This window comes from Leptolyngbya sp. BL0902 (assembly GCF_016403105.1).
Classification (GTDB): domain Bacteria; phylum Cyanobacteriota; class Cyanobacteriia; order Phormidesmidales; family Phormidesmidaceae; genus Nodosilinea.
In genome coordinates, this window is record NZ_CP046155.1 from 2,450,877 (window position 1) to 2,474,535 (window position 23,659).

Sequence of the window (23,659 nt, forward strand, 5' to 3'; positions counted from 1 at the left end):
TAAGTTAGCCGCCTAGCCCAGCAGAGCCTTGGCGCGGCTGACCACGTTTTCTACGGTAAAGCCAAACTTCTCCATCACCAGGCCACCGGGGGCGGAGGCTCCGAAGCGATCCACACCGATGACGTCGCCTTCGGCCCCCACGTAGCGGCACCAGCCCATGGTGATTCCGGCTTCCACGGCAAGGCGCTTGGTGACGGCCTTGGGCAGCACGGATTCTTGGTAGGCGGCATCCTGGGCGTCGAACAGTTCCCAGCAGGGCATGGAAACCACGCGCACCTTGGTGCCAGCGGCCCGCAGTTCCTTGGCGGCATCTACACAGAGGCTGACTTCGCTACCCGTGCCGATCAGGATCAGGTCAGGGGTGCCCTCGCAGTCATCAACCACGTACGCGCCCTTGGCTACGCCCTCGATGGAGGCACCGGGCAGGTTGGGCAGGTTTTGACGGCTGAAGGCCATCAGAGTCGGGGTCTTGCGGTGTTCCACGGCCACTTTGTAAGCGCCGGAGGTTTCGGTGCCGTCGGCGGGGCGAATCACCAGCAGGTTGGGGATGGCCCGCAGGGAGGCGATGGTTTCCACGGGTTGGTGGGTGGGGCCATCTTCGCCAAGGCCGATGGAGTCGTGGGTCATCACATAGATCACCCCGGCTTGGGACAGGGCCGAGAGGCGAATCGCCGCCCGCATGTAGTCGGCAAACACCAGGAAGGTGGCGCAGTAGGGAATTAGGCCAGAGTTGTGCAGGGCAATGCCGTTACAGATCGCGCCCATGCCGTGCTCCCGAACGCCGAAGCGCAGGTTGCGGTTTTCGTAGCTACCCTTCTGGAAATTGCCGGAAATCTTCAGTTCCGTCAGGTTGGAGTGGGTGAGGTCGGCGGAACCGCCAATCAGTTCAGGCAGGGCCGGAGCCAGGGCATTCAGGGTGACTTCGGAGTTCTTCCGGGTGGCCAGAGCCTTGTCTGCGGGGGTGTAGGTGGGCAGGCTGTCGGCCCAACCTTCGGGCAGTTTGCCGGAGAGCATCCGCTCAAATTCGGCGGCTTCGGCGGCGTACTGGGTGCGGTAGGTGGCAAGGGTAGCTTCCCACTCGGCTTGCAGGCTGGCCCCGCGTTCGACGGCCTTACGCATGTGGTTGAGGGCGTCTTCGGGAATTTCAAAGTCGCCGTAGCTCCAGCCCAGGTTTTCGCGGGTGAGCTTGATTTCGTCGGCACCCAGGGCGGCACCGTGGACACCGGGGGTGTCCTGCTTGTTGGGAGACCCGTAGCCGATGGTGGTGGTGACTTTGATCATGGAAGGGCGATCCGTCACAGCCTTGGCAGCTTCGATGGCTTTGGCGATGGCGTCCAGGTCGGTGTTGCCGTTTTCGACGTGCTGAACGTGCCAGCCGTAGGCTTCAAACCGCTTGGACACGTCTTCGGTGAAGGCAATGTCGGTGGAGCCGTCGATGGAGATGTGGTTGTCGTCGTAGAGGGCGATCAGCTTGCCCAGGCCCAGGTGGCCCGCCAGAGAGCAGGCTTCCCCAGACACGCCTTCCATGTTGCAGCCGTCGCCCAGGATAACGTAGGTGTAGTGGTCTACCAGGGTGGCGTCGGGCTTGTTGAACTTGGCGGCCAGGTGCGCTTCGGCCATGGCCAGACCCACGGCGTTGGCAATGCCCTGACCGAGGGGGCCAGTGGTGACTTCCACACCGGGGGTTTCAAAGTTTTCGGGGTGGCCGGGGGTGCGAGCGCCCCACTGACGGAATTCTTTGATGTCGTCTAGGGTCACGCTGTCGTAGCCCGTTAGGTACAGCAGGGCGTATTGCAACATACAGCCGTGGCCCGCCGACAGCACAAAGCGGTCGCGGTTGAACCACTGGGGGTTCTTGGGGTTGAACCGCATGAACTTGTCCCACAGCACGTAGGCCATCGGTGCGGCACCCATGGGCAGACCGGGGTGGCCAGACTTCGCTTTTTCTACGGCATCAATGGCCAAAAAGCGAATGGAATTAATACAGAGTTCTTCCAGGGATTGGGTTGCAACAGCCATAGTTTCAACAGCTTAACGACGGGTTATTCGGAGCAGCGGACGGTGAACCAGAGAATCAGCGAAACAAAACCAAAACCAACAAACACGACAACAAACCTTGACCGCTCAAGATTTCTACAATTGCCCCCGCCTTCAGCAGACCGTTCAACCGGGCAATTGTCAACACCTTCACTCGGCAGGGCCGACCTCACATCGGCCCCTAACGCCAAATCTTTAGGTCATTATACCTATGCTTTTGTAACTCTAGCTACGGTACTTTCGGAAAGCTAGGGTAACATTGTGCCCCCCAAAGCCAAAGGAGTTGGACAGCGCCACTTCGATGGGCATGGGCCGACTCTGATTCGGCACGTAGTCCAAATCGCAATCGGGGTCGGGGTTATCCAGGTTGATGGTGGGCGGAGCCACATCGTTCGCCATGGCCAAACAGGTCGCGACCGCTTCAATGCCACCGGAACCGCCCAGCAGGTGCCCGGTCATGGACTTAGTGGAACTCACCGCCGCTTTGTAGGCCGCTTCGCCCAACGCAGTTTTGATCGCCTGGGTTTCGGTGGGGTCGTTGGCTCCGGTGCTGGTGCCGTGGGCGTTGATGTAGCTCACCTGATCCGGCGTAATCCCCGCATCCTTTAGGGCTAGGCGAATGCAGCGGGCGGCCCCTTCGCCACCGGGAACGGGGGCGGTCATGTGGTAGGCATCGCAGGTCATGCCGTAGCCCACCATTTCGGCGTAGATGGTGGCTCCTCGGCTGAGGGCGTGCTCCAGTTCTTCGAGGATCAAAATGCCGCAGCCTTCCCCAATCACAAAGCCGTCGCGATCCTTATCAAAGGGACGGCTGGCGCGGGTGGGGTCATCATTGCGGGTAGACAACGCACGGGCGGATGCGAATCCGGCGACCCCCAGAGGCGTCACAGCGGCCTCGGTGCCGCCGCAGATCATCGCCTGCACTTGGCCCATTTGAATCAGCCGAAAAGCGTCGCCGATGGCGTTAGAACCAGCGGCGCAAGCCGTCACCGTACAGGTACTTGGCCCCTTGGCTCCGGTGTGGATGGCCGTTAGCCCAGCGGCCATGTTGGCAATCATCATCGGAATCATGAAGGGGCTACAGCGGCTGGGGCCACGGGTGAGGTAGATTTCCTGCTGATCCTCCAGCACCTTGAGGCCACCGATGCCGGAACCAATGCAGGTGCCCACCTGTTCGGCGTTGAGGTCGGTAATTTGCAGACCCGAATGCTGAACCGCGCGCTGGCTGGCGATCACCGCAAACTGGGAGAAGCGATCCATGCGCTTGGCGTCTTTCTTATCCAGAAATTCCGTGGGGTCAAACCCTTTGACTTCCGCCGCAATTTGAGAGGCATGGTGAGAGGGATCAAAATGGGTGATCCGAGCAACGCCGCTCCGTCCTGCCTTTAGCCCCTCCCAATAGTCCGCCAGACTATTGCCGATGGGGGTGATGGCATCCATGCCAGTGACAACAACACGCTTTAATTCAGAGTGGGCCATAACCAAGGTCTATTAAAAATAGAATCAAGCCCCACGCAGAGACAGCGCCCAACGGAGGCTAGATTCGGTACGGTCTGAAGGGTGAATACTAGGGATGGGGCTCCATCGCTGGGGTGAAGCTGGCCCTAGATAACTAGGACAATGGGCCTAGGCGGCTTTTTCGACGATGAAATTCACCGCGTCTTGAACCGTGGCAATGCCTTCAGCGGCTTCATCGGGGATTTCGATGTTGAATTCTTCTTCCAGAGCCATCACCAGCTCAACGGTATCCAGAGAATCCGCGCCCAGATCGTTGGCAAAGCTGGCTTCGGGCTTCACTTCCGCCTCATCTACCCCAAGCTGTTCGCTGACGATCTTCTGAACCTTATCAAAAACCTCTGCGCTCATAGGACTCCTTCGCCTCTCCTGGAAAATGTACAGACAACAGAAAACCTTATCACCTAGCGATCCGAATTCAACCAAAAGGATGGCTAGCCCCGGCACTAAGGCTACTTAAATTTGGGCATTGTTCCATACTACTCGTAAAGCGTCCCCCTTAAAATCAGTGATAGTGGGACGGGAGGACAGGCGCGATGCCATTGGTCACGTTGACCCAGGGACAGCTCAAACTACTGGAACTCTGCCCCCGACGGTTGCAGTACACCCACCTTGACCAACTGGCCGCACCGGAGGATCCCGCCATGCTGGAACGGCAACGCTGGGGCACCCGCTTCCACCTAGCCATGCAGCAGCGGGAAATGGGCCTGCCCCTGGAACCCCTGCTAGATCAGGATCCTGAACTGGCGGCGGCTATCCAAGCCCTAGAGGAACAATCCCCCGATTGGTTTGGCCCTGAAAGCAACCCTACGGAACCGGAAATTCTGCGCCAGAGCGAACACCGCCGCAGTTTGGCCTGGGGTGCCTATGAGCTAACTGTGGTGTATGACCTGCTGCGCCTAACGCCCCACAGTGGCCACATTATCGACTGGAAAACCTACCGCCAACGGCCCAAGAAAACCCAGCTATCCCAAGACTGGCAAACCCGCCTCTACCTCTATGTGCTGGCGGAAACCACCGACCTTGACCCCGCCCACCTATCCATGACCTACTGGTTTGTGCCACCTCCCTCAGCGGGCAAGCCCAAGGCAGCGGATCGCCCTGGAGCCGTCACCATTACCTATTCGTCCCATAAACATCGCACCACCGCCCGCGACCTCCGCCGTTTGAGCCACTACTTGGACGACCTGCTCGTCGCCAAGGAATTTCCCAAGGTCGATGCCGCCCTAGGCCACTGCCTGCGTTGCCCCTTTGCCCTGCGCTGCCAGCGGGCCGATGCCCCCGCCGATCCGCTGTTGTCCCCCATCCCCGCCATCGAGACCATCGACGAAATTCCGGTTTGAGTCGCCATCCAGCAGACTATAGCTCCAGCATTAGGTCTAGATTGGCTCAGAGTGGGCTGTTTCGCACCGGGGCTTAGGCTAAGGTAGGGATAGCCTACCGTCGGGGAAATTCCTGATCTGTTCAGCCCGTCGCTTGTTTCGGCCCATCGATTCCAGTGCTATGACCCTCAAACGTTCACCGCTGCCAATTTTGACCCTGGTGCATCAGGCCACCTCAAACCCTGGACTGGTGGGGGCAATTTTGACTGAGATGGGCTATCGCCTGGATATTCGCTGCTTGGCCGTGGGGGATGCGTTGCCGCCTAGCCTCGATCACCACAGTGCGGCCATTGTCTTTGGTGGCCCCATGAGTGCCAACGATGACCACTTGCCCTTCATCCGCCAAGAATTGGACTGGATTCCGACGGTATTAGCTGCCCAAAAGCCCTATTTGGGGATTTGCCTGGGGGCGCAGTTGTTGGCCCGCACCCTGGGGGCGAAGGTGGCTCCTCACCCCGATGGCCTGCGGGAGATTGGCTACTACCCGATTGTGCCCACTCAAATCGGGCGATCCTTTTTGCCCCAGCCGATGATCGTTTACCAGTGGCACCAGGAGGGCTTTGAGATTCCCCACGGGGCTCACCTCCTCGCCAAAGGACATACCTTTAGCCATCAAGCCTTTGGCTACCAGCGGGCCTTTGGGCTGCAATTTCATCCCGAAATTACCACCACCATGGTCAACCACTGGACAACGGAAGGGGCCGATCAACTCGCCTACCCCGGTGCCCAAGGCCGTGCCCACCACATCAGCCACCATCGCCTCTATCGGCAATCGGTGGAGGGCTGGCTGCGGCGATTCTTAGTCCAGTGGATAGCCGCCCCCACCCAGGCGGAACAGGTCTGGAACCATTACCACCACCCCAGCCATGCCCAGCCCTTGGCCCAGCGGGGAATCTCCCTGGCCTAGCGTTGCAGAATACCGTTATCTGAAGCCACGGTTATAGACATTTCGACTCACTTTGAGACCCCCATGGGTTGGCTTTACAAGGGGCATAGCCGATTCAGATGTCTTATGACTTATCGAAATTAACGATACGATTCCCTCCCTAAGCGCACTTTTTTGGCGAGGATGGGATTTATAAGGTTAATCGCATCAATGCCAATGGCTTCTGGGGGTATTCAGCATGGCAAGCATTGACGTTAGGGCATCAATGGATACCCATGGTTCCCGTCGTCCTACGCGGCCTTTCCACATCAATCATGCGATTGGGGCGCACAGAATCGCAGATATTGCCCTGCAAATTCGCCAGTCGCTGGATCTGTCCACCATTTGGCAAACTACCGTGGATGCGGTGCAACAGGTCTTGGACTGTGATCGCGCCCTGCTTTACCAGTTTGCCGCTGACAAGAGCGGCCAAGTCGTGGTTGAGGCGGTGGCAGATCCGCAATGGTCGATTTTGGGGCAAACCGTCCACGATGTTTGCTTTGAGGCTAGCTGGCTAGAACCCTACGACGAGCGGCAGGTGCGGGTCATCGTCGATGTCGCCACTGCTAACCTCACTCCCTGCCATGCCGAGTTTTTGGCGGGGTTTCAGGTCAGGGCCAACCTGGTGGTTCCGGTGCTGTGCGAGTCGCGGTTGTGGGGTCTGCTGATGGCCCATCATTGCGCTGCGCCCCGCAACTGGTCGTCTGAGGAAATAGCGAGTGTGCAACAGCTTGCGGTTCAGGTGGGTATTGCCATTCAGCAGGCTAATCTGGTGGCCCAACTGCAAGCCGCCAAGGCTGACCTAGAGGCTCAGGTCGCAACCCGCACCGCCGCCCTAGAGCAGGCCAACCAGCAACTCGCCGCCGAGATTGCCGACCGCAAGGCGATCACTGCCGACCTCCAGCAGCGGGAGGGATTTTTGCGCCAGGTGCTCGATAGCCTGTTTACCTTTGTCGGTGTGTTGACCCCCGATGGCACGTTGGTGGAAGCCAACCAGGCTCCTCTAGATCTAGCGGGACTTACCCGCGAGGATGTGGTGGGAAAGCCCTTTGCCGAGGCTTACTGGTGGGCCTACTCGACCGTGGCTCAGGATCGAATTCGAGCGGCGATTGCCCAAGCCAACCAAGGCCAAGCGGTGCGGCTTGATATTGAGGCCCAGGTGCGAGGGGGCCATTTTCTGACCATCGACTTCTCGCTTAACCCCCTCCGCGATGTCACGGGGCGCATTACCCATCTGATTCCTTCCGGGGTTGATATTACCCAGCGCAAACAGGCCGAAGCCAACCTGCGGGCCAGCGAAGCCCGGTGGCAATTTGCCCTAGAGGGCTCCGGCGATGGCGTTTGGGACTGGAATACCCAGACCAACACCGTATTTTTCTCGCGCCAGTGGAAGGCCATGCTGGGCTATGGCGAAGATGAGGTTAGCAATAGTTTAGATGAGTGGAGTAGCCGAGTTCACCCCGATGATTTAGAGCAATGCTATGCCGATTTGCAGCGCCATTTCAGTGGCGAAACTCCCCTTTATCAAAATGAACACCGGGTGCGTTGCAAAGATGGTAGCTATAAGTGGATTCTTGACCGGGGTAAGGTGATCGAATGGGCTGAATCTGGTGAGCCATTGCGCGTGATTGGTACCCATAGCGATGTCAGCAATCGCAAACAGATAGAACTTGATCTGAAAGCCACAAACGAAGAACTGGATCAATTCTTCTCGGTTGCCCTTGATCTACTCTGCATCGCCGATGCCGATGGGTGTTTTCGTCGCCTCAACCAACAATGGCAACAGACGTTAGGGTATTCCCTCGCTGAGCTAGAAGGAGCCCGATTCTTAGACTACGTTCATCCAGAGGATTTGTCGGCCACCCTGGAGGGGTTAGGTCACTTGGCCAACCAGCAAGCGGTCAATCAGTTTACCAATCGCTATCGGTGCCAAGATGGCTCCTACCGTTGGATCGAGTGGCACTCCGTACCCGTTGGCAACCTCATCTATGCCGCCGCCCGCGATATTACGAATCGCCGACAGGCCGAACTCGACTTAAAACAAGCCAAGGAACAGCTTGACTTGGTGCTTCAAGCTTCATCGGAAGGGTTCTCTGACTGGAATGTACTCACTAACGAAATCTACTTTTCTCCCCAGTTCAAGCAAATGCTGGGCTACGCAGAGCATGAATTTGAAAATTCCTTAGCCATGTGGAATTCCGTTATCTTTGAGGAAGATAAAGAAGCCGCCTGGAAATTAGTAGAGGACTACAATAACGGCATTGTTGATAATTTTTCAATGGTTCAACGATATCATCATAAGGATGGCTCTATTGTTCATTTTCTAACCAATGCCATCCACTTAAAAGATGCTGAGGGGCAAGTGGTGAGAATGGTGGGTAGCTATCTAGACATTACCCCGATAATCACCCTGCAAGAGGCCCTAAAAACCTCGGAAATGCAGCTCGAAAGCGTCTTAGATAGCTCCCTCGATGGCATTATGGCGTTTCGCTCGGTGCGCGATGACGAGGGCACCATCGTTGACTTTGAGTGGCTCTTGAGTAACCCAACGGCCTGCGAACTAGTGGGGCGCACCGAGGCCTATCTCGTAGGTCAGCGGCTGCTCGAAGAAATGCCGGGTAATCGCGAAGAAGGGCTTTTTGATGGCTATGTCCATACGGTCGAAACTGGCGAACCCTACCATCGAGAATTTCACTATAGCCATGATGGTATCGAGTCTTGGTTTGAAACTATTGCCGTCAAGCTCGGCGATGGTTTTGCAGTTACCTTCCGCAATGTCACCACCCTGAAGCAGTCGGAGCAAAAGCTACAACAGGTTAACCAGCAGCTCGAAGACCGGGTCGCCGATCTGGATCAACGCCATGCTGAAATGCTGATCCTGAGCGAAATCAGCGACTTTCTCCAAGCCTGCTCCACGGTGGAAGAAGCCTGCCACACCATTACCAACCTGGTCGCCGCCCTCTTCCCTGACTGTGCCGGGGGGATTTTTATCACCCGCGCATCACACAATCGCTTGGAAATGGTGAGCGGTTGGGGTGACGCCCTCCCCTCGAAGACCGATTTTGAACCCCATCACTGTTGGGGGCTACGCCGGGGGCGGATGCACTACGTGGGCCAAGATCGCCTGAGCCTGCGCTGCCACCACATTCCAGCCGATGCCGCCCTAGAGACGACCCTCTGCATCCCGATGATGGCCCAGGGCGAGACCCTGGGGCTGTTGCACCTCAGCACGGCAACACCGGGAAGCTTGCCCGAACCCAAGCAGCAGCTCGCCCGCACCCTGGCGGAGCAGGTGGGCATGGCGATTGCCAACCTCAAACTGCAAGAAACCCTCCGCCACCAGAGCATCCGCGACCCGCTGACCGGGCTCTACAACCGCCGCTACCTGGAAGAAATGCTCACCCAAGAGATCGTGCGCGCCCAGCGCAAACAGCACGCCCTTGGGGTGATCCTGCTCGACATCGACCATTTCAAGCAGTTTAACGATACCTTTGGCCACGATGCTGGCGATTGTGTGCTGCAACAGGTCGGAACTCTCCTGAGAGAGAATGTACGCAATTCTGACATTGCCTGCCGCTATGGGGGCGAAGAAATGATCCTGATCCTGCCGGAGGCCAACTTAGCGGAAACCTCCGACCGGGCCGAAATGCTACGAGTCGCGATTAGCCAACTGTGCCCCCACCATCACGGGCAGAGCCTAGGCACCATCACCGCATCCTTGGGCGTTGCGGCCTTTCCCCACCATGGCCACACCGTCGAAGCCCTGATCAAAATCGCCGACGAGGCACTCTACCAGGCTAAAACGGCGGGTCGCAATCAAGTTTTTAGCCCTGCGTAGCGGATGGATGCAGGTGTACCAGCGCCCGAACCAGGCGGGACAGGTGATGCCCTCGGAGGACACCGTGCTCTATCCCGATGACCGCCTAGTGGTGCTGGCCTCCATCAGCGGGTTGCGCCGTATTGAACAACACCAACTGGCGACCAAAACCTGGGGTATTGAAGTGCAAGCCGCGCTGACGGCTGATGCCCGCTTCGACGGAGCCTCCGAAATTGCCCGCATTACTGGGCTCAACTTGGGCCTAGCCCGTCAGTTCATGGCCCAAATTCCAGGACAACTGCCCCAGCCCCTCTACCACCACCAAGCCCTGCGGTTGGTGCGACACCTGCACCGTGTCCAAGTCAAGGCGCAGATGATTGCCACCCCAGCCTCCCCTAGTAGCGAATTTGTAGGGTGACGCTGGCCTGTACCGTTTGTTCGCCGCCGATGATGGGGGTGGAGTAGTCCGCCGAGGCGCTGGCCATTTCTGCCCGCCGCAGCATGGGTACGGGGATCGGGGCATTGGCCCCATTAATTTGGATATTGACAATTTCCTGTGGCCCCAGGTTGAGGGCGCGGAGCACGGTGTTGGCCTGGGTTTGGGCATCGTTGACGGCCTCCCGCAGGGCATTCTGACGAGCTGTCTCTAGGACGGCGTCATCGGCCACAAAGCTAATTCCTCGGATTTGGTTGGCCCCTACATTGACGGCGTCATCGAGGATGGAACCCATGGCCTCGGTGGGCACCTGAAAGCTCACGGTGTTGCTGCCCGTATAGCCAATCATCTCGGTTCGTCCGTTTTCGTAGTTATAGCGGGGATTGAGCTGCACCCCCGTCGTTTCCAGCTTTTCCACATTGCGCGACCGCAGCAGTTCCACCACCGCTGTGGATCGTCGCGCCACCTCCCGCTGCACCGTGGCGGCATCGGTGCCCTCCACATCCACCCCCAGGGAAACTTGGGCCTTGGTGGTTTGCACAGACACTTGCCCCTGCCCGGTGACGGTAAGGGTACGCAGGACAGTTTCTTGGGCCATGGCGGTGGGGGTGAAGAAGGGGGTAAACACAAAACCGGAGGCAAGGGCCGCTGAGGTGAGCAGGGCGGCGGTCAATTGTTTGGGGGCTAAGCGAGCTAAGGGCTTCACAATCTCAAAACCTCACAGGGATATTAGGAGCTTCGAGTCCTAATCTGCCACGGGCCAGGGCCGTCCCCATCGTTGTTACCGAATTCGATACATCCCTAGGGAATCTTGTGAAAAGCGTCTGGCTCCCCTCTCCTGGGAGGAGAGGGGCTGGGGGTGAGGTCTTCCGGGACGGACTGGAGTGAGGTCTGCCGCGAAGGATCGGTTATTGCGACTTACCCTCGACACTCTCCAACGGTAGGCTAGGCGGGTTAGCACTCGGTCATAGAGAGTGCTAAGTTGGTCTCTGGAGAGCTGAAAGAGCAGGACATGGCAAAAAAAGTTTCCTTTGATGAGGCGTCGCGGCAGTCCCTAGAAAAGGGCGTCAATGCCCTAGCCGATGCCGTTAAGATTACCCTCGGCCCCCGGGGGCGCAACGTGGTGCTAGAGAAGAAGTACGGCGCACCCCAGATCGTCAACGATGGCATCACCATCGCCAAAGAAGTTGAGCTAGAAGACCCCTTCGAGAACCTAGGCGCTCGCCTGATGCAGGAAGTGGCCTCCAAAACCAAGGATTTGGCTGGGGATGGCACCACCACCGCCACCGTGCTGGCCCAAGCCATGGTGAAGGAAGGCTTGAAAAACGTGGCCGCTGGCACCAACCCCGTCAGCCTGCGTCGCGGCATTGAGAAAGCAGTCGCCGCCCTGGTGAGCGAGATCGCCGCCGTGGCCAAACCCGTGGAAGGCAATGAAACTATCGCCCAGGTGGCCACCGTTTCTGCGGGCAGCGACGAAGAAATTGGCCGCATGATCGCCGACGCCATGGAAAAAGTGACCAAGGACGGCGTCATCACCGTGGAAGAGTCCAAGTCTCTCTACACCGAGCTGGACGTGGTGGAAGGGATGCAGTTCGACCGGGGCTATATCTCCCCCTACTTCGTCACTGACCAAGAGCGCATGGTGGTGGAACTGGACAACGCCCGTGTGTTGATCACCGACAAGAAAATCGGCTCCATCCAGGATCTCGTTCCTGTGCTAGAGCGCATCGCCCGTGAGGGTGCGCCCCTGCTGATCATCGCCGAAGACCTGGAAGGGGAAGCCCTGGCTACCCTGGTGGTGAACAAGGCCCGTGGGGTGTTGAGCGTGGCCGCTGTGAAGGCTCCCAGCTTTGGCGAACGCCGCAAGGCCATGATGCAGGACATCGCCGTCCTCACCGGAGGTCAAGTGATTTCCGAAGAAGTGGGCCTGAGCCTGGATACCGCCGACCTGTCTATGCTGGGCGTGGCGCAGAAAGTGACCATCACCAAGGACACCACCACCCTGGTTTCCGAGGCAGGCAACAAGGCCGACATCGACAAGCGCATCGCCCAAATCCGCAAGGAACTGGCGGCGACCGATTCCGACTACGACAAGGAAAAGCTCTCCGAGCGCTTGGCTAAGCTGGCGGGTGGTGTGGCTGTGATCAAGGTCGGAGCCGCCACCGAAACCGAACTGAAGGATCGCAAGCTTCGCATCGAAGATGCCCTCAGCGCCACCAAGGCCGCTGTGGAAGAGGGCATCGTCCCTGGCGGTGGGGCTACCCTGCTGCACCTAGCGCCCAAGCTAGATGCCGTGAAAGCCTCCCTCACCGCCGAGGAAGCCATTGGGGTGGACATCGTCAAGCGGGCCATTGAAGCGCCCCTGCGCCAGATTGCCGACAACGCGGGCCAAGAGGGCTCCGTCATCGTCGAGAAGGTGAAAGCCCAGGGCTTCCCCACGGGCTACAACGCCCTCACCGGAGCCTACGAAGACCTCATCCAGGCTGGGATTGTTGACCCCGCCAAGGTCGTGCGCTCTGCCCTGCAAGATGCGGCCTCCATCGCGGGTTTGGTGCTCACCACCGAAGCCCTCGTGGCCGAAATTCCTGAACCTGCGGCCCCCGCTGGTGATCCCGGCATGGGTGGCATGGGCGGCATGGGTGGCATGGGTGGCATGGGCGGCATGGGCATGATGTAGTCTGCCCGACATGGCCGTCGCCATTCCTTAAATAACCCCTAGCCTCTAAGGGCGCAGTTTCGGCTGTGCCCTTATGCTTTGTATGGCCAGCATTATCCGTGGGTTGAGGAGAGGTGGAAATGACTCGTAAACGCAAGATTCCCAGCAAAAACTCTAAACGGCCTCATCCGTCTACCGCCAACCCTCGGTCAACGGATCGGATACCGGGACGATCTGCCCTCACCCTAGACGCCAATCAGTTTTTGATGGAGTCTCCCACCGATTCAGAGCTCTCCGACCTCGATGAAGATCGCGACGACGAGGACGACCTGGACGAGATCGTCGAGTTTAACTACAGCGCCCCCGGCACCCTCCCCGGCACCCTAAATATTCCAGAAGACGCCCTGCCCACGGAACTGGTGCTGATGGCCTATGGCCCTAACGGCTCCCTCAGCAAAGCCATCGAGCGCATCGAAGACTGCCGCACCATTGTGAGGCAACAGCCCGTGAGCTGGATGGATGCCCGTGGGTTGGGCAGCGAAGGCATTCTGAAGCAAATCAGCCAAGTCTTTTACCTGCACCCGCTGATGTTGGAAGACGTGGTGAACGTGCCCCACCGCCCCAAAATTGACTTTTACGACGACCAAATCCTGGTGATTATGCAAATGGTGCGCTCCAAGGAAACGGGCACCCGCGTCACCAGTGAGCAGGTCAGCTTTGTGCTGGGCCAAAACTTTCTCGTCACCTTCCAAGAAGAACCCGAATGGGACTCCTTTGAGCCCGTGCGCGACCGCATCCGCCGAGGCACCGGAGCTATCCGCAACCAAGGGGCCGACTACCTCGCCTATGCCCTGCTCGATACCATCGTAGACAGCTTTTTTCCGGTTCTAGAATCTATTGGCGAAGAACTAGAAGCCCTAGAAGAAGAAGTCGTCGATAACCCCAGCCGCGAAACCATCGAAAGCATCCACCGAATGCGCCGTGCCCTGATGAAATTGCGCCGCTACATTTGGCCCCAGCGCAGTGTGATTAACAGCCTGATTCGCGATAGCGAAGACCTAGTCAGCCAGGAGGTCAAACTTTACTTACAGGATGTCTACGACCACATCGTACAGGTGGTTGATATTATCGAAAACTACCGAGAGATTGCCTCTAGCTTGATGGATGTGTATCTGTCAGCCATCAACAACCGCATGAATGAAGTAATGAAGCTTCTCACGGTGATTTCCTCTATTTTTATCCCCCTTACCTTCATTGCTGGGGTCTACGGCATGAACTTTAACCCCGCATCTTCCCCCTTCAACATGCCCGAACTGGAATGGTTTTGGGGCTATGCACTTTGCCTAGGAATAATGGCCCTTATTGCAGGATTGCAAATCTATTTCTTTTGGAAACGCGGCTGGTTTGATAACTTTTCCACCACGCGCCGCTAGTGGCCACCACTGGCAAATACTCGGCCAATCACCTCCTCTACCGGAGGATCGCTGACGGTCAAATCCTGCACCTTGAGGTCGGTGAGCAGGCGGCTGACGGTTTGGGTGAGGGCTTCGCGGCGCACAATGAAGCTGGCGGTGCAGCCCTCCAAGGATTCCAGTTCTCCATAAGCGGCCAGTTGGGTGGCGTTGCAGTGGTCGGCCAGTTCTACGGTCACTTCGCGGTAGGGGGCAAAGCGGTTGAGCAGTCCGTCGAGGTCGCCATCGTAGATTAACTGACCCTGGTGAATCAGCAGCACCCGCTTGCACAGGGCGGTGATGTCGGCCATGTAGTGGCTGGTGAGCAGGATGGTGGCCTGGTAGCGCTGGTTATAGTCGCGCAGAAAATCGCGCACCGCCACCTGGGCGTTCACATCCAGGCCCAGGGTGGGCTCATCTAAAAACAACACCTGGGGCCGATGGAGCAGCGCCGCCAGCATTTCCGCCTTCATCCGCTCTCCTAGGGAGAGTTTGCGGACGGGCTGGGTGAGTTTGCCGCCCAGATCCAGCATTTCGCTGAGCTCGTTCACCCGTTCCCGAAACACCGCATCCGATAGCCCATAGATGGCGGCGTTGATGCGGAGGGAATCGAGGGCAGGCAAATCCCACAAGAGCTGCTGCTTTTGGCCCATCACCAGGGTAATGGTCTTCAAAAAATCCGTTTTGCGCTGAAAGGGTTCATGACCGCCCACCGTCACCTGGCCGCTAGAGGGATGGATCAGCCCCGTCAGCATTTTCAGGGTCGTGGTTTTTCCGGCTCCGTTTGGGCCCAAAAAGCCCACCACTTCCCCCGGTTCGATGGAGAACGAGACCCCCTTAACCGCATCCACAGTGCGATACTGCCGACGGAAAAAATGCCGCAGGGTTCCCCCCAGACCCGCCTCCTTCGCCGCCACCTGATACCGCTTGCTCAGCCCATCAACCTGAATGAAACCCATAGCCGTTAAGGATGCCCTAGCTGCGAATCCGGCTTTCACTGTAGCGCCTAGGGTGCCCTCCTCACCATCGGGGCAAGGTATTCCACGAAAATCCATAGGAATCAGTCAGCCAGTTGGTTGGATTCGTCCAGGAATCGGTAGATCAGTTTGCGGATTCGTCTGGGAATTAGTCGGCTAGTTTGCGGATGCGTCCAGGAATCAGTAGGTCAGTTCTTCGGATTCGTAGCTGTGGGGCTCTAGGTGAATGGTGATGCGGGCAGGGCCATAGAGCTTTTCTAGGTGGGTTTCCACGGTTTCAGTGATGGCGTGGGCGGCGTCTACGGTGGTGGGCTTAACCACTAGGTGCATATCAATAAACACCTGACGGCCCAGCAGCCCCCGTGAGGCGATGCTGTGGCAGTTCATCACCCCCGGCACCTGCATCACCTGGGCGTGGATAGCCTCCGGGGCAATGGCCATTTCATCCACTAGCCAGGGCAGATTTTCCCGCAGCACCGTCCAGCCACTTTTGAACACCAGCAGCGCCACCGGAAAAGCCAGGGCCACATCCAGCCATTGAAACCCTTGCCAAATGCCGATGAGCCCCGCCAGCACCACAATCGTCACCCAAATATCGCTCATGGTGTGACGAGCATCGGCAATCAAAATCTTGCTGTTGAGGGCGAGGCCCACCCGCCGCTCATAGAAGGCCACCCCAATGTTGATGCCTAGCACCACCAGCATCACCCACAGCGCCGTTGGCCCCATCGTTACCGGATCGCTTCCGGTTAACAAACGCTCGATGGCGCTGGTGAGAATTTCAAAGCAGGCAATCCCCAAAAAGGCGGCAATGCCCAGGGCTCCAATGGCCTCAAACTTGTGGTGGCCGTAGGGATGATCCCGGTCGGGGACGGGGTTGGCCAAGCGGTTGGTGGCTAACCCCAGCACGTTGTTGGCGCTGTCGGTTACGCTGTGGAGGGCGTCCGCCATGAGGCTGAGGGAACCCGTCAGGCTGGCAACCGTGGCCTTGAGCACGACCACCGTTAGGTTCAAACCCAAGGTAATCAACAACACCCGCTGAACGGTGCGACGGTGATCGGGGCCTCCGTGAGCAAAAGACTGCGCCATCCTTCCCTTCCTTGGTTTCCTTTCCTCAAGACTCTATCTTGCCCTGGCAATAACGACAAAAACGCCAGTCCGGCGAGGCAGAACTGGCGCTATAAGCTCACAGATATGGCTGTTCTTAGGATGCCCAATCTGGTCTGTAAAGCGCCACAGCTAAGCCGCAAGATAGCGAAGCTTTGGATTTTCTTTAGATTTCTATGACGGCCTTGATCAGGCTTCGATCAGGCTTCCGGGGGCGCATCCTCGACGGTTTCCAGCCGTTGTAGGCAGGCCATGAGGGCGGCACGAACGGACTCGTGGGTATATTCGTCGTCGGGGTGCGGGGTTTGGCCCGGTTTCTGGAAATGGGGCCGCTCATCGTACAACCGCCCCCACAGCACGTCGGTTTGGTGCACCAGGTTGTACAGGGTTTCGGGGGAGGCCAGCACCGCTCTCAACAGATCCTTAACGGCCTCAATGGGCTCATCTACATGGCGGCTGAGGCGAATGGTGTCATCCTCCAGCCAGCGGATCAACACCTGCTGAAGGGCTCCCTCCAAGTCCTCCAGATTGGCCTTGAGGATTTGGATCGCCTCACCCTGGGCCTGCACCAGCTTGGGCACCGGAGACTCGCCCTTCATAAACCCGCCTGCCTCCTGGCCAATGGCCTCCGCTAGGGAAAAGGGCCGCCCCCGGCGAATGTCCTGCTGAATCTCGGCGTCGGACAGGTCGGTCGGCGAAGGGTCGTCAGCGTTCAGAGGGTCGGGCATGGTCAACACCGTGGAAAAGGGACGTTACAGTTCCTCCGGTTCCCCTCTCCCTGGGGGAGAGGGGCTAGGGGTGAGGGGCAACAGAGACGCGGCGTTCCGCTGAACTCGCCTATTCGTAGAGCCAGGAATGGGCGCTGGTCTTCCAAGACACCAGTTCCGCCGCCGTGAACCACAGGGCAATTTCGGCCTCGGCGGTGTCGGGAGCGTCAGAGCCGTGGATGATGTTCCGGCCTACGGTGAGGCCCAAATCACCCCGGATGGTGCCGGGATCGGCTTCCTGGGGTTTGGTGGCTCCGATGATTTTGCGGGCGGAGGCAATCACATCTTCGCCTTCCCACACCATGGCCACCACGGGGCTAGAGGTGATGAAGTCCACCAATCCGGCAAAGAAGGGCCGTTCCCGGTGAACGCCGTAGTGCTTTTCCGCCAGTTCGCGGGGCACGGCCATGAACTTCATCCCCACCAGGGTAAAGCCCTTTTTCTCAAACCGACCAATAATCTCGCTGACCAGACCGCGCTGTACGCCGTCGGGCTTAATCATCAAAAAGGTGCGTTCCACAGATACGGGCTCCTAACATGAAAACGGTAAGACCTCTTCTATGCTCAGAAACGGCGGTCACTTTGTAAAGGATTTTTTCAGAGTTTTTGCTTCCGCCCTCCAGCGGTCGCGCCTAGGATCCCGATTAGACCCTGGCCCACCCCAGGCCAAATCGTTATCCCTGGGGCGTTGGAGTACGAATCACCTTGAGGGTGTGGAGGGTGGGGTCGCTAGCTCCGGTCACGTATCCTCCCTGCTGGGCCACGGTAGCGAGATGGGCCAAGGCGGCGGCGGTGATTTCCTCCCCGGCCATCACGGTCGGAATACCGGGGGGATAGGCGGACAGGGTTTCGGCACTGAGGTGGCCCAGGGCTTCGGCGGCAGGCAGGGTGACGGTGGGGGCAAAAAACGCCTCCCGTGGCGATAGGGGCGGCAGGGTAAAGGGCGGGGAGGGGAAGGTTGGGCCGGACGAGGGCAGGATATCGGGGGATGAGGCGGCAATGGTCGGAGAAGCAAGCGAGGCAGAACCACACCGGGCGACCAGTTGGCGAAACCCTTCGATGCAGTGATCCCCGTCGGCAGTGGTGTTGCCCAGGCTGACCACTAGGGTAAGGTGGCGCAGTTCTGGCAGTTCCACGGTGACGCCCAGGGTATCGTTGAGAATTTCGTCGGCCTCCAGCCCTGTGATTCCCAAAGCCGCCACATCCACGGTAGTGCGGGTCAAGTCTAGATCCCGAACGCTGGCATAGGCCGCCACATCCTGGGGAGCAATCACCCGCAGCCCCGGCAGCATTGCCAACTGCTCCCGCAGGGTTTGGGCCAGGGCTAGGGTGTTCGAGAGCAGCGCCTTGCCCTCGGTGGCCATCTGGTAGCGGGCGGCATCCAAGGACGCCAGCAGCAGCGAATTGGGGCTGGTGGACTGGGTGAGTTGTAGCGCCGCCTGTAGCCGATCCCGATCAATGCGGTTGCCCTGAACATGGAGCATGGAAGCTTGGCTGAGGGCGGACAGCACCTTGTGGGTAGACTGCACCACCAGATCGGCCCCCTGATGCAGGGCGGGGGCAGGCAGATCGGGATGGAAGGCGAAATGGGGGCCGTGGGCTTCGTCTACCAGTAGGGGAATGCTGTGGCGGTGGGCGATGGCGGCGATGGCCTCTAGGTCAGAGGTCATGCCGTGGTAGGTGGGCGACACCACCAGCACCGCCCTAGCGTCTGGGTGATGGGCTAGGGCCTCGGCAACGGTTCCTGCTGGGAGGCCCAGGGCCAGACCTAAATCTGGGGCATACTCTGGCTCCACAAACACAGGCCGTGCCCCCGCCAGCACCAGCCCCGCCACGACAGATCGGTGGGCATTGCGCGGCACCAAAATCTTGTCCCCCGGATTGCAGACCGCCAAAATTGCCGCCTCCAGGCCACAGGTGGATCCATTGGCCAGAAAGTAGGTTTGCTCTGCCCCAAAAGCCGCTGCCGCCAGGGCTTGGGCCTGTAAGATCGCGCCTTCTGGTGCGAACAGGTTATCTAGCTCCGTCAGTTCTGGCAAATCGGCCCGTAGAGCGGCTTCCCCTAACAGGTCACGTAATCGGGCTGGTGCGCCTTGCCCCCGCTTGTGTCCAGGGGTATAGAACGCCGCCTGGGGCCGCTGGGCACAGATCTGTAACGCACTCAAAAAGGGAGTCTGGGTTTGGTCAAGCATCATCGCCACGGGCTCCACACTCGCCCCCTAGGAAAGCCGTCCCCATCGGGGCTAGGCCACCGGAGACGTTGGATTTTCAGCGGCGGGCTTGGCTAGGCGCTGCCAGATGGCGGTCGTAACCAGGTGAGATAACAACCCCATCGGCCCCGCAAATAGGGCCAGCGCCAGGGAATGGCGGGTGAACACTCCGGTTTCCTGGCCTTGCAGGTAGATCCAACGGCCCACAAACAGGTCGAAAGCAAGGAAATGTACCCAGCCCGTGGCGGTGATGAAGGGAGTGGCGAAGAGGTTGGCTAAGTCCGCCAGTTTCAGGTTGGGGTCAGAAAAGGCTTCGATGCCCTCCACATTACCGAAGCTGGCCACAAACAGGAACAGGTATAGGCTGGCCAGGGCGGCGATGGGCCATAGGGAGGCCATAATCGTGCGGGTGAGCTTGGCGTTGGGCACCAGCACCATCAGCGTCCAGAAGGGCAGCACAAACAGGTTGGCACCGCTAAAAATTAGCTCTAGCAGGGAATCGTCGATGGCCATTACAGATCCTTCTAAACAGGGGCGTCGGTTTCTAGTGTGCCACTGTCCAACCGATTCGGGGAGGATTGATTGGGGGTGGCCGGAACGCCGCGCACCCTCACCCAGCCCAGGTAAGGAAGCTGCTGCTTCAGGGCGGTTTCAACCTCAGTGACAACGGTTTGGCTAGCGGCAAGGGAGAGTTCGGGGTCTAGGGCCACATCCAGTTCCACGTACAGCCGATGGCCCAACCAACGGGCTTTGAGGGTTTCCGATCCCTGCACCGCCGGGACGTGATCCAGGGCGTGATCCACCGCCTCCAAAAATTCCGGCTCTACGCCATCCAGCAAACGGCTAAAAACAGTTTGGCCCGATTCCCAGACAATTTTCAGCAGCACGGCGGTAATCACCAGGCCAATCACCGGGTCGGCCCAGGGATAGCCCAGGCTCACCCCGATGGCGCTTAGCAACACTGCCAAACTTACCAGCCCGTCGGCCATGGCGTGTTGACCATCGGCGATCAGGGCGGCACTGTTGATCCGTCGGCCCACCCGCATCCGAAACAGGGCCACCAGTTCGTTGCCCACAAAACCGACTAAGGCCGCCGCCGCCAAGGCTCCTAGATGGCTGAGGGGTTCGGGATGGTAAAAGCGCTCGATGGATTCGTAGGCGGTGATGATGGCGCTAATCAGCACGACGCCGACAATAGCCAGTCCCGCCAAATCCTCCAGTCGCCCAAAGCCGTAGGCAAAGCGCTGGGTGGGTTGACGGCGGGAAATTAAAAACGCCACCCCCAAGGGCAGGGCCGTCAGGGCATCGCCGATGTTGTGGATCAGATCCGCCAGTAGGGCCACGCTGCCGGAGAGCCAGAAGACTCCCGCTTGCAGGACGGCTGTAATCACCAGACCCACCAGCGACCATTTCACCGCCCAAAGCCCCTGCTCCGAGGCGGCAATTTCGGGGTCAATGGCTCCGTGGACGTGGCTATGGCCACCTTCGCCATGATGATGCCCGTGGTGGTGTCCGTGGGAATGCCCGTGACGATGGCGATGGTCTTCATGCCCGTGATCGTGAGGCCCGTGATCGTGGGGATGAACGGCTTGGGTCAGATCAGGAGGGGATGGCACGGCAACGGGTACCTCAGAGGATGAGACCGCTGGGGTCGGATAGGAGGGGGATGGGGTCATAACTAGGCCGAAACAGGGAATTAATTGGCGCTGAGGACGGTTTGGGCTGAGGGATCGGCTTCGGCGGCATCAGCGGCCTGGGCTAGATTGGATGGCTCGTCTGCCGTGGGTTGGATGGCGAGGTCAAACCAGAAGGTGGTGCCAACGCCGACTTCGCTGTCGAGGTGAACCTGGCTGTTGTGTTTTTCGATGATGTTTTTGACGATGGATAGCCCCAGTCCGGTTCCCTCCAGGGTGTGGACGCGGTTTTCCACCCGGAAGAATCGGTCAAAAATCGCCTGCTGATCTTCCGGGGCAATGCCGATTCCGGTGTCGGCCACCTCCACACGGATGCAGTCGGCTTGGGTCTCGTCGGCGCTACCGTCCTGGGTTTGGCAGGGCACACGGTGGGCGCGGAGGGTAACTTGGCCACCGGGTTCGGTGAATTTCAGGGCATTGCCCACCAGGTTAGTGAACACTTGCAGCAGTAGGTCGTAGTTGCCCAGCACCGGGGGCAGGTTGGGTTCCACCTCTTGTCGCAGCTCAATTTGCTTGTCTCTGGCGTGGAGGCGGTGGGTGCGGAGGGTTTGCTCGATGGGCTGCACAATGTCCACCGCGTCGATGACGTACTGACGGCTGGATTCCAGGCGCGACAGATCCAGCACGTCGTTGACCAGGCGGGTGAGGCGGTCGGTTTCGTGGTTGGCGGTTTCGAGGAATTCCTTGCGCTCGGTGTCGCTCAGGTCTTCGCCGTATTCGTGCAGAGTTTCGATAAAGGACTTGATGTTAAACAGCGGCGTCCGCAATTCGTGGGAGACGTTGCTAATAAATTGTGCCTTGGCCTCGTTGAGGGCGGCTTCGCGGGTGATGTCTTGGATGGTAATCGCCAGCCCTTTGACGTTTTCCTTGGCCTGATCCAGCACCGTATTCAGCAAAATTCGCAGGGTGCGGTGGCTGGGTTCCGTCAGGGGAATGCGAAACTCCATCGCCTCGGCCTCGCCCTGGACGGCCTGGAATAGGGGCCGTGTCAGTTGCACCCGCACCGGGCTGGGCAGGTGTTCCAAAATATTCGCCCCATCCAGAGTTTGGTTGTCCCAGCCAAATAGGCGGCGGGCGGTGGGGTTCACCAGCACCGCGTGCATGTCGCTATCCAGCAAAATCGCGCCATCGGCAATGGTAGAAACCAGAGTTTCCAGCTTGGCCTTTTCGGCAGTGAGTTCTTCAATATTCTGCTCTTCGTAGCGCTCTAGGCGCTCGGCCATGTCGTTGAAGCTGTAGATCAACTCGCCCAGTTCCCCACCCAAGGGCAGGTCGATGCGCTGCTTAAAGTTTCCGGCGGCGATGTTTTTTACGCCCAATAGCAGTTCTTTGATGGGCTGGGTAATGGTGAGGGCATTGAACACCGCGCCTAAAATCACCATCACCCAAATGGAGACAAACACCGCAATGGTGACATCCCGCGTCAGATGAGAGGAAGCCACGACGGTCGGGTTGGGGTTGATGCCCAGGGCCAACACGCCCAGGTGCTTGCCGTTGTAGTTCATGGGCACAAACACATCGGTCACTTCCCCGGCGGGCGTGAGATGCTGGCGCACCAGGGGACGGTCGGTGGTTTCGGCGTAGCCCTCTGGCAACTGCATCCGCCGCCGCAGGGTGAGGGAATTTTGCACCGCCGCTTCGGAGAAGGGAATGCCAAAGAAAATGTCGCCGTTCTCGTCGGCGTAGAGCATGTACCGCACGCTGGAGGTGCTTTGGTAGAAGCTGTAGGAGAACCGGGCCAACTCCGTGCGGTCGGTTTCGTTGACCAGGGGGGCCACGTTCGCCGCCAGCAAAAGGCCCAAGTCGCGGGCAAAGCGGGTGTCGTTCAGCCGCGCATCGTACTGAATCGTGTTCACTGCCCAAAAGGTGAGGCCGCTGGTAATCAGCGACACCACCAACGTCGCCCCCGCCATCAGCCGGGTTTGTAGGGTGAAGTCGCCCCACCAGCGAAGGAACAGTTCTTGGATCTTAAGAAGTAGCCTGATCAAGGGTGCCCTGGAAGACTAGACGCGCAAGTTAGCCTATATTTTGGCACGATCTCGCCCAGTTCGCCGCCCGCTAGCCATCAAACAGCCCCTCAAACTCCTGGCGCAGGCGGCTGTAGTTCACCACTCGGCCCACCAGCAGCTTGTCTTGGCCTTGGGCGGTGTCAAACTGCTGCTTCCAGTGGCGCACGTCCTCTTCCTGGTGCAGCCAAAATTCCACAATTTTGCTGACAATCTCGTCCCAATCCCAGTCGGGCTTGCGGTGGACGACCTCCGTGGCGCTGATGAAGGCATCCAAGGTGCAAACCGTACTGCCCAAAAAGGCTTGACTGCGCTGGGGTGTGGTTTCCATCCGCTGCTGGTGGGTGAAAAAATCAAGCACCGGAGCAACGCCGACGATATCAAAGCTGTAGGACATGGCGAAATCTTGAACTCAAAGGGGTTTGTGATGGGGAGTGGGAAGTAGGGATTAGGGCAGAGGGCTGATTGCACGATGCCCTAACTAGGCCCAACCGGACGGCTGCACCCCTGGGTAATAACGGGTCGTAAAAAGGTTTCAAAAAATGATTGAAGCCATGCTAAACGCTGGCACCGGAAGCAGCAAGTCCAAGGTGAACATCTTGCACAAAATCCTACCTGGCTAACTCTGATTCCCCTGGGATGCCTTGCGGCGAACCAAAGCGGTCAGAGTATTTCCAGA

19 protein-coding genes are annotated in these 23,659 nt (G+C 58.8%); 6 read left to right on the top strand and 13 right to left on the bottom strand.

Features of this window, described 5'->3' with window-relative positions; translation table 11 throughout:
* Positions 1 to 12: 12 nt before the first annotated feature.
* The 3 genes from tkt to acpP all read right to left on the bottom strand — a co-directional run bounded on the left by tkt (position 13) and on the right by acpP (position 3,903).
* The gene (tkt, locus tag GFS31_RS10870) at positions 13 to 2,019 is read right to left on the bottom strand and encodes a transketolase (RefSeq protein WP_198804853.1); all 2,007 of its coding nucleotides are present in this window, start codon (positions 2,017 to 2,019) and stop codon (positions 13 to 15) included.
* A gap of 243 nt (positions 2,020 to 2,262) precedes the next feature.
* On the bottom strand, positions 2,263 to 3,516 hold the full coding sequence (gene fabF / locus GFS31_RS10875; protein ID WP_198804854.1) for a beta-ketoacyl-ACP synthase II: 1,254 nt from the start codon (positions 3,514 to 3,516) through the stop codon (positions 2,263 to 2,265).
* A gap of 147 nt (positions 3,517 to 3,663) precedes the next feature.
* Positions 3,664 to 3,903, bottom strand: coding sequence for an acyl carrier protein (acpP, locus tag GFS31_RS10880; RefSeq protein WP_198804855.1), 240 nt, complete (start codon positions 3,901 to 3,903; stop codon positions 3,664 to 3,666).
* 185 nt (positions 3,904 to 4,088) lie between these two features.
* Between acpP and GFS31_RS10885 the strand changes: the two genes are divergently transcribed.
* The 4 genes from GFS31_RS10885 (at position 4,089) to GFS31_RS10900 (ending at position 10,094) form a co-directional block, all read left to right on the top strand.
* Positions 4,089 to 4,895: a PD-(D/E)XK nuclease family protein gene (locus GFS31_RS10885; protein ID WP_198804856.1), complete on the top strand. Its 807-nt coding sequence runs from the start codon at positions 4,089 to 4,091 to the stop codon at positions 4,893 to 4,895.
* A 160-nt stretch (positions 4,896 to 5,055) separates the two neighbouring features.
* Positions 5,056 to 5,841 carry a glutamine amidotransferase-related protein gene (locus GFS31_RS10890; protein WP_225907381.1) on the top strand — a complete coding sequence of 262 codons (786 nt, stop codon included), beginning with the start codon at positions 5,056 to 5,058 and terminating at the stop codon, positions 5,839 to 5,841.
* A gap of 217 nt (positions 5,842 to 6,058) precedes the next feature.
* Positions 6,059 to 9,697, top strand: coding sequence for a PAS domain S-box protein (locus tag GFS31_RS10895; RefSeq protein WP_198804857.1), 3,639 nt, complete (start codon positions 6,059 to 6,061; stop codon positions 9,695 to 9,697).
* A 13-nt stretch (positions 9,698 to 9,710) separates the two neighbouring features.
* The gene (locus GFS31_RS10900) at positions 9,711 to 10,094 is read left to right on the top strand and encodes a TrkA C-terminal domain-containing protein (RefSeq protein ID WP_198804858.1); all 384 of its coding nucleotides are present in this window, start codon (positions 9,711 to 9,713) and stop codon (positions 10,092 to 10,094) included.
* Here GFS31_RS10900 and GFS31_RS10905 read toward each other — a convergent pair.
* Positions 10,072 to 10,818 carry an SIMPL domain-containing protein gene (locus GFS31_RS10905; protein ID WP_225907382.1) on the bottom strand — a complete coding sequence of 249 codons (747 nt, stop codon included), beginning with the start codon at positions 10,816 to 10,818 and terminating at the stop codon, positions 10,072 to 10,074. The genes GFS31_RS10900 and GFS31_RS10905 overlap by 23 nt on opposite strands.
* A gap of 306 nt (positions 10,819 to 11,124) precedes the next feature.
* Between GFS31_RS10905 and groL the strand changes: the two genes are divergently transcribed.
* Complete coding sequence (gene groL / locus GFS31_RS10910; protein ID WP_198804859.1) at positions 11,125 to 12,789, top strand: chaperonin GroEL; 1,665 nt, start codon at positions 11,125 to 11,127, stop codon at positions 12,787 to 12,789.
* 119 nt (positions 12,790 to 12,908) lie between these two features.
* A complete protein-coding gene (gene corA / locus GFS31_RS10915) occupies positions 12,909 to 14,201 on the top strand; it encodes a magnesium/cobalt transporter CorA (protein ID WP_198804860.1) in 1,293 nt (430 codons plus the stop codon).
* On the opposite strand, the gene GFS31_RS10920 is transcribed toward corA, so the two are convergent.
* The 9 genes from GFS31_RS10920 to GFS31_RS10960 all read right to left on the bottom strand — a co-directional run bounded on the left by GFS31_RS10920 (position 14,198) and on the right by GFS31_RS10960 (position 23,377).
* Positions 14,198 to 15,178, bottom strand: coding sequence for an ATP-binding cassette domain-containing protein (locus GFS31_RS10920; RefSeq protein ID WP_198804861.1), 981 nt, complete (start codon positions 15,176 to 15,178; stop codon positions 14,198 to 14,200). The two genes, corA and GFS31_RS10920, sit on opposite strands and share 4 nt — an antisense overlap.
* A gap of 198 nt (positions 15,179 to 15,376) precedes the next feature.
* Positions 15,377 to 16,285, bottom strand: a complete 909-nt coding sequence (locus GFS31_RS10925) for a cation diffusion facilitator family transporter (protein WP_198804862.1) — start codon at positions 16,283 to 16,285, stop codon at positions 15,377 to 15,379.
* 218 nt (positions 16,286 to 16,503) lie between these two features.
* Positions 16,504 to 17,031, bottom strand: a complete 528-nt coding sequence (locus GFS31_RS10930; RefSeq protein ID WP_225907383.1) for a hypothetical protein — start codon at positions 17,029 to 17,031, stop codon at positions 16,504 to 16,506.
* A 109-nt stretch (positions 17,032 to 17,140) separates the two neighbouring features.
* Entirely contained in the window at positions 17,141 to 17,590 is a 450-nt protein-coding gene (gene ndk / locus GFS31_RS10935) for a nucleoside-diphosphate kinase (RefSeq protein ID WP_198804864.1), read from the bottom strand.
* A 154-nt stretch (positions 17,591 to 17,744) separates the two neighbouring features.
* Complete coding sequence (locus GFS31_RS10940) at positions 17,745 to 19,265, bottom strand: aminotransferase class I/II-fold pyridoxal phosphate-dependent enzyme (RefSeq protein ID WP_263974825.1); 1,521 nt, start codon at positions 19,263 to 19,265, stop codon at positions 17,745 to 17,747.
* Positions 19,266 to 19,313: 48 nt separating this feature from the next.
* Entirely contained in the window at positions 19,314 to 19,793 is a 480-nt protein-coding gene (locus tag GFS31_RS10945) for an ABA4-like family protein (RefSeq protein ID WP_198804865.1), read from the bottom strand.
* A gap of 11 nt (positions 19,794 to 19,804) precedes the next feature.
* The gene (locus GFS31_RS10950) at positions 19,805 to 20,896 is read right to left on the bottom strand and encodes a cation diffusion facilitator family transporter (protein WP_225907384.1); all 1,092 of its coding nucleotides are present in this window, start codon (positions 20,894 to 20,896) and stop codon (positions 19,805 to 19,807) included.
* Positions 20,897 to 20,976: 80 nt separating this feature from the next.
* Positions 20,977 to 22,962, bottom strand: coding sequence for a two-component system sensor histidine kinase NblS (nblS, locus tag GFS31_RS10955; protein ID WP_198804867.1), 1,986 nt, complete (start codon positions 22,960 to 22,962; stop codon positions 20,977 to 20,979).
* Positions 22,963 to 23,032: 70 nt separating this feature from the next.
* Positions 23,033 to 23,377, bottom strand: coding sequence for a hypothetical protein (locus tag GFS31_RS10960; RefSeq protein ID WP_198804868.1), 345 nt, complete (start codon positions 23,375 to 23,377; stop codon positions 23,033 to 23,035).
* Between the last annotated feature and the right edge of the window lie 282 nt (positions 23,378 to 23,659).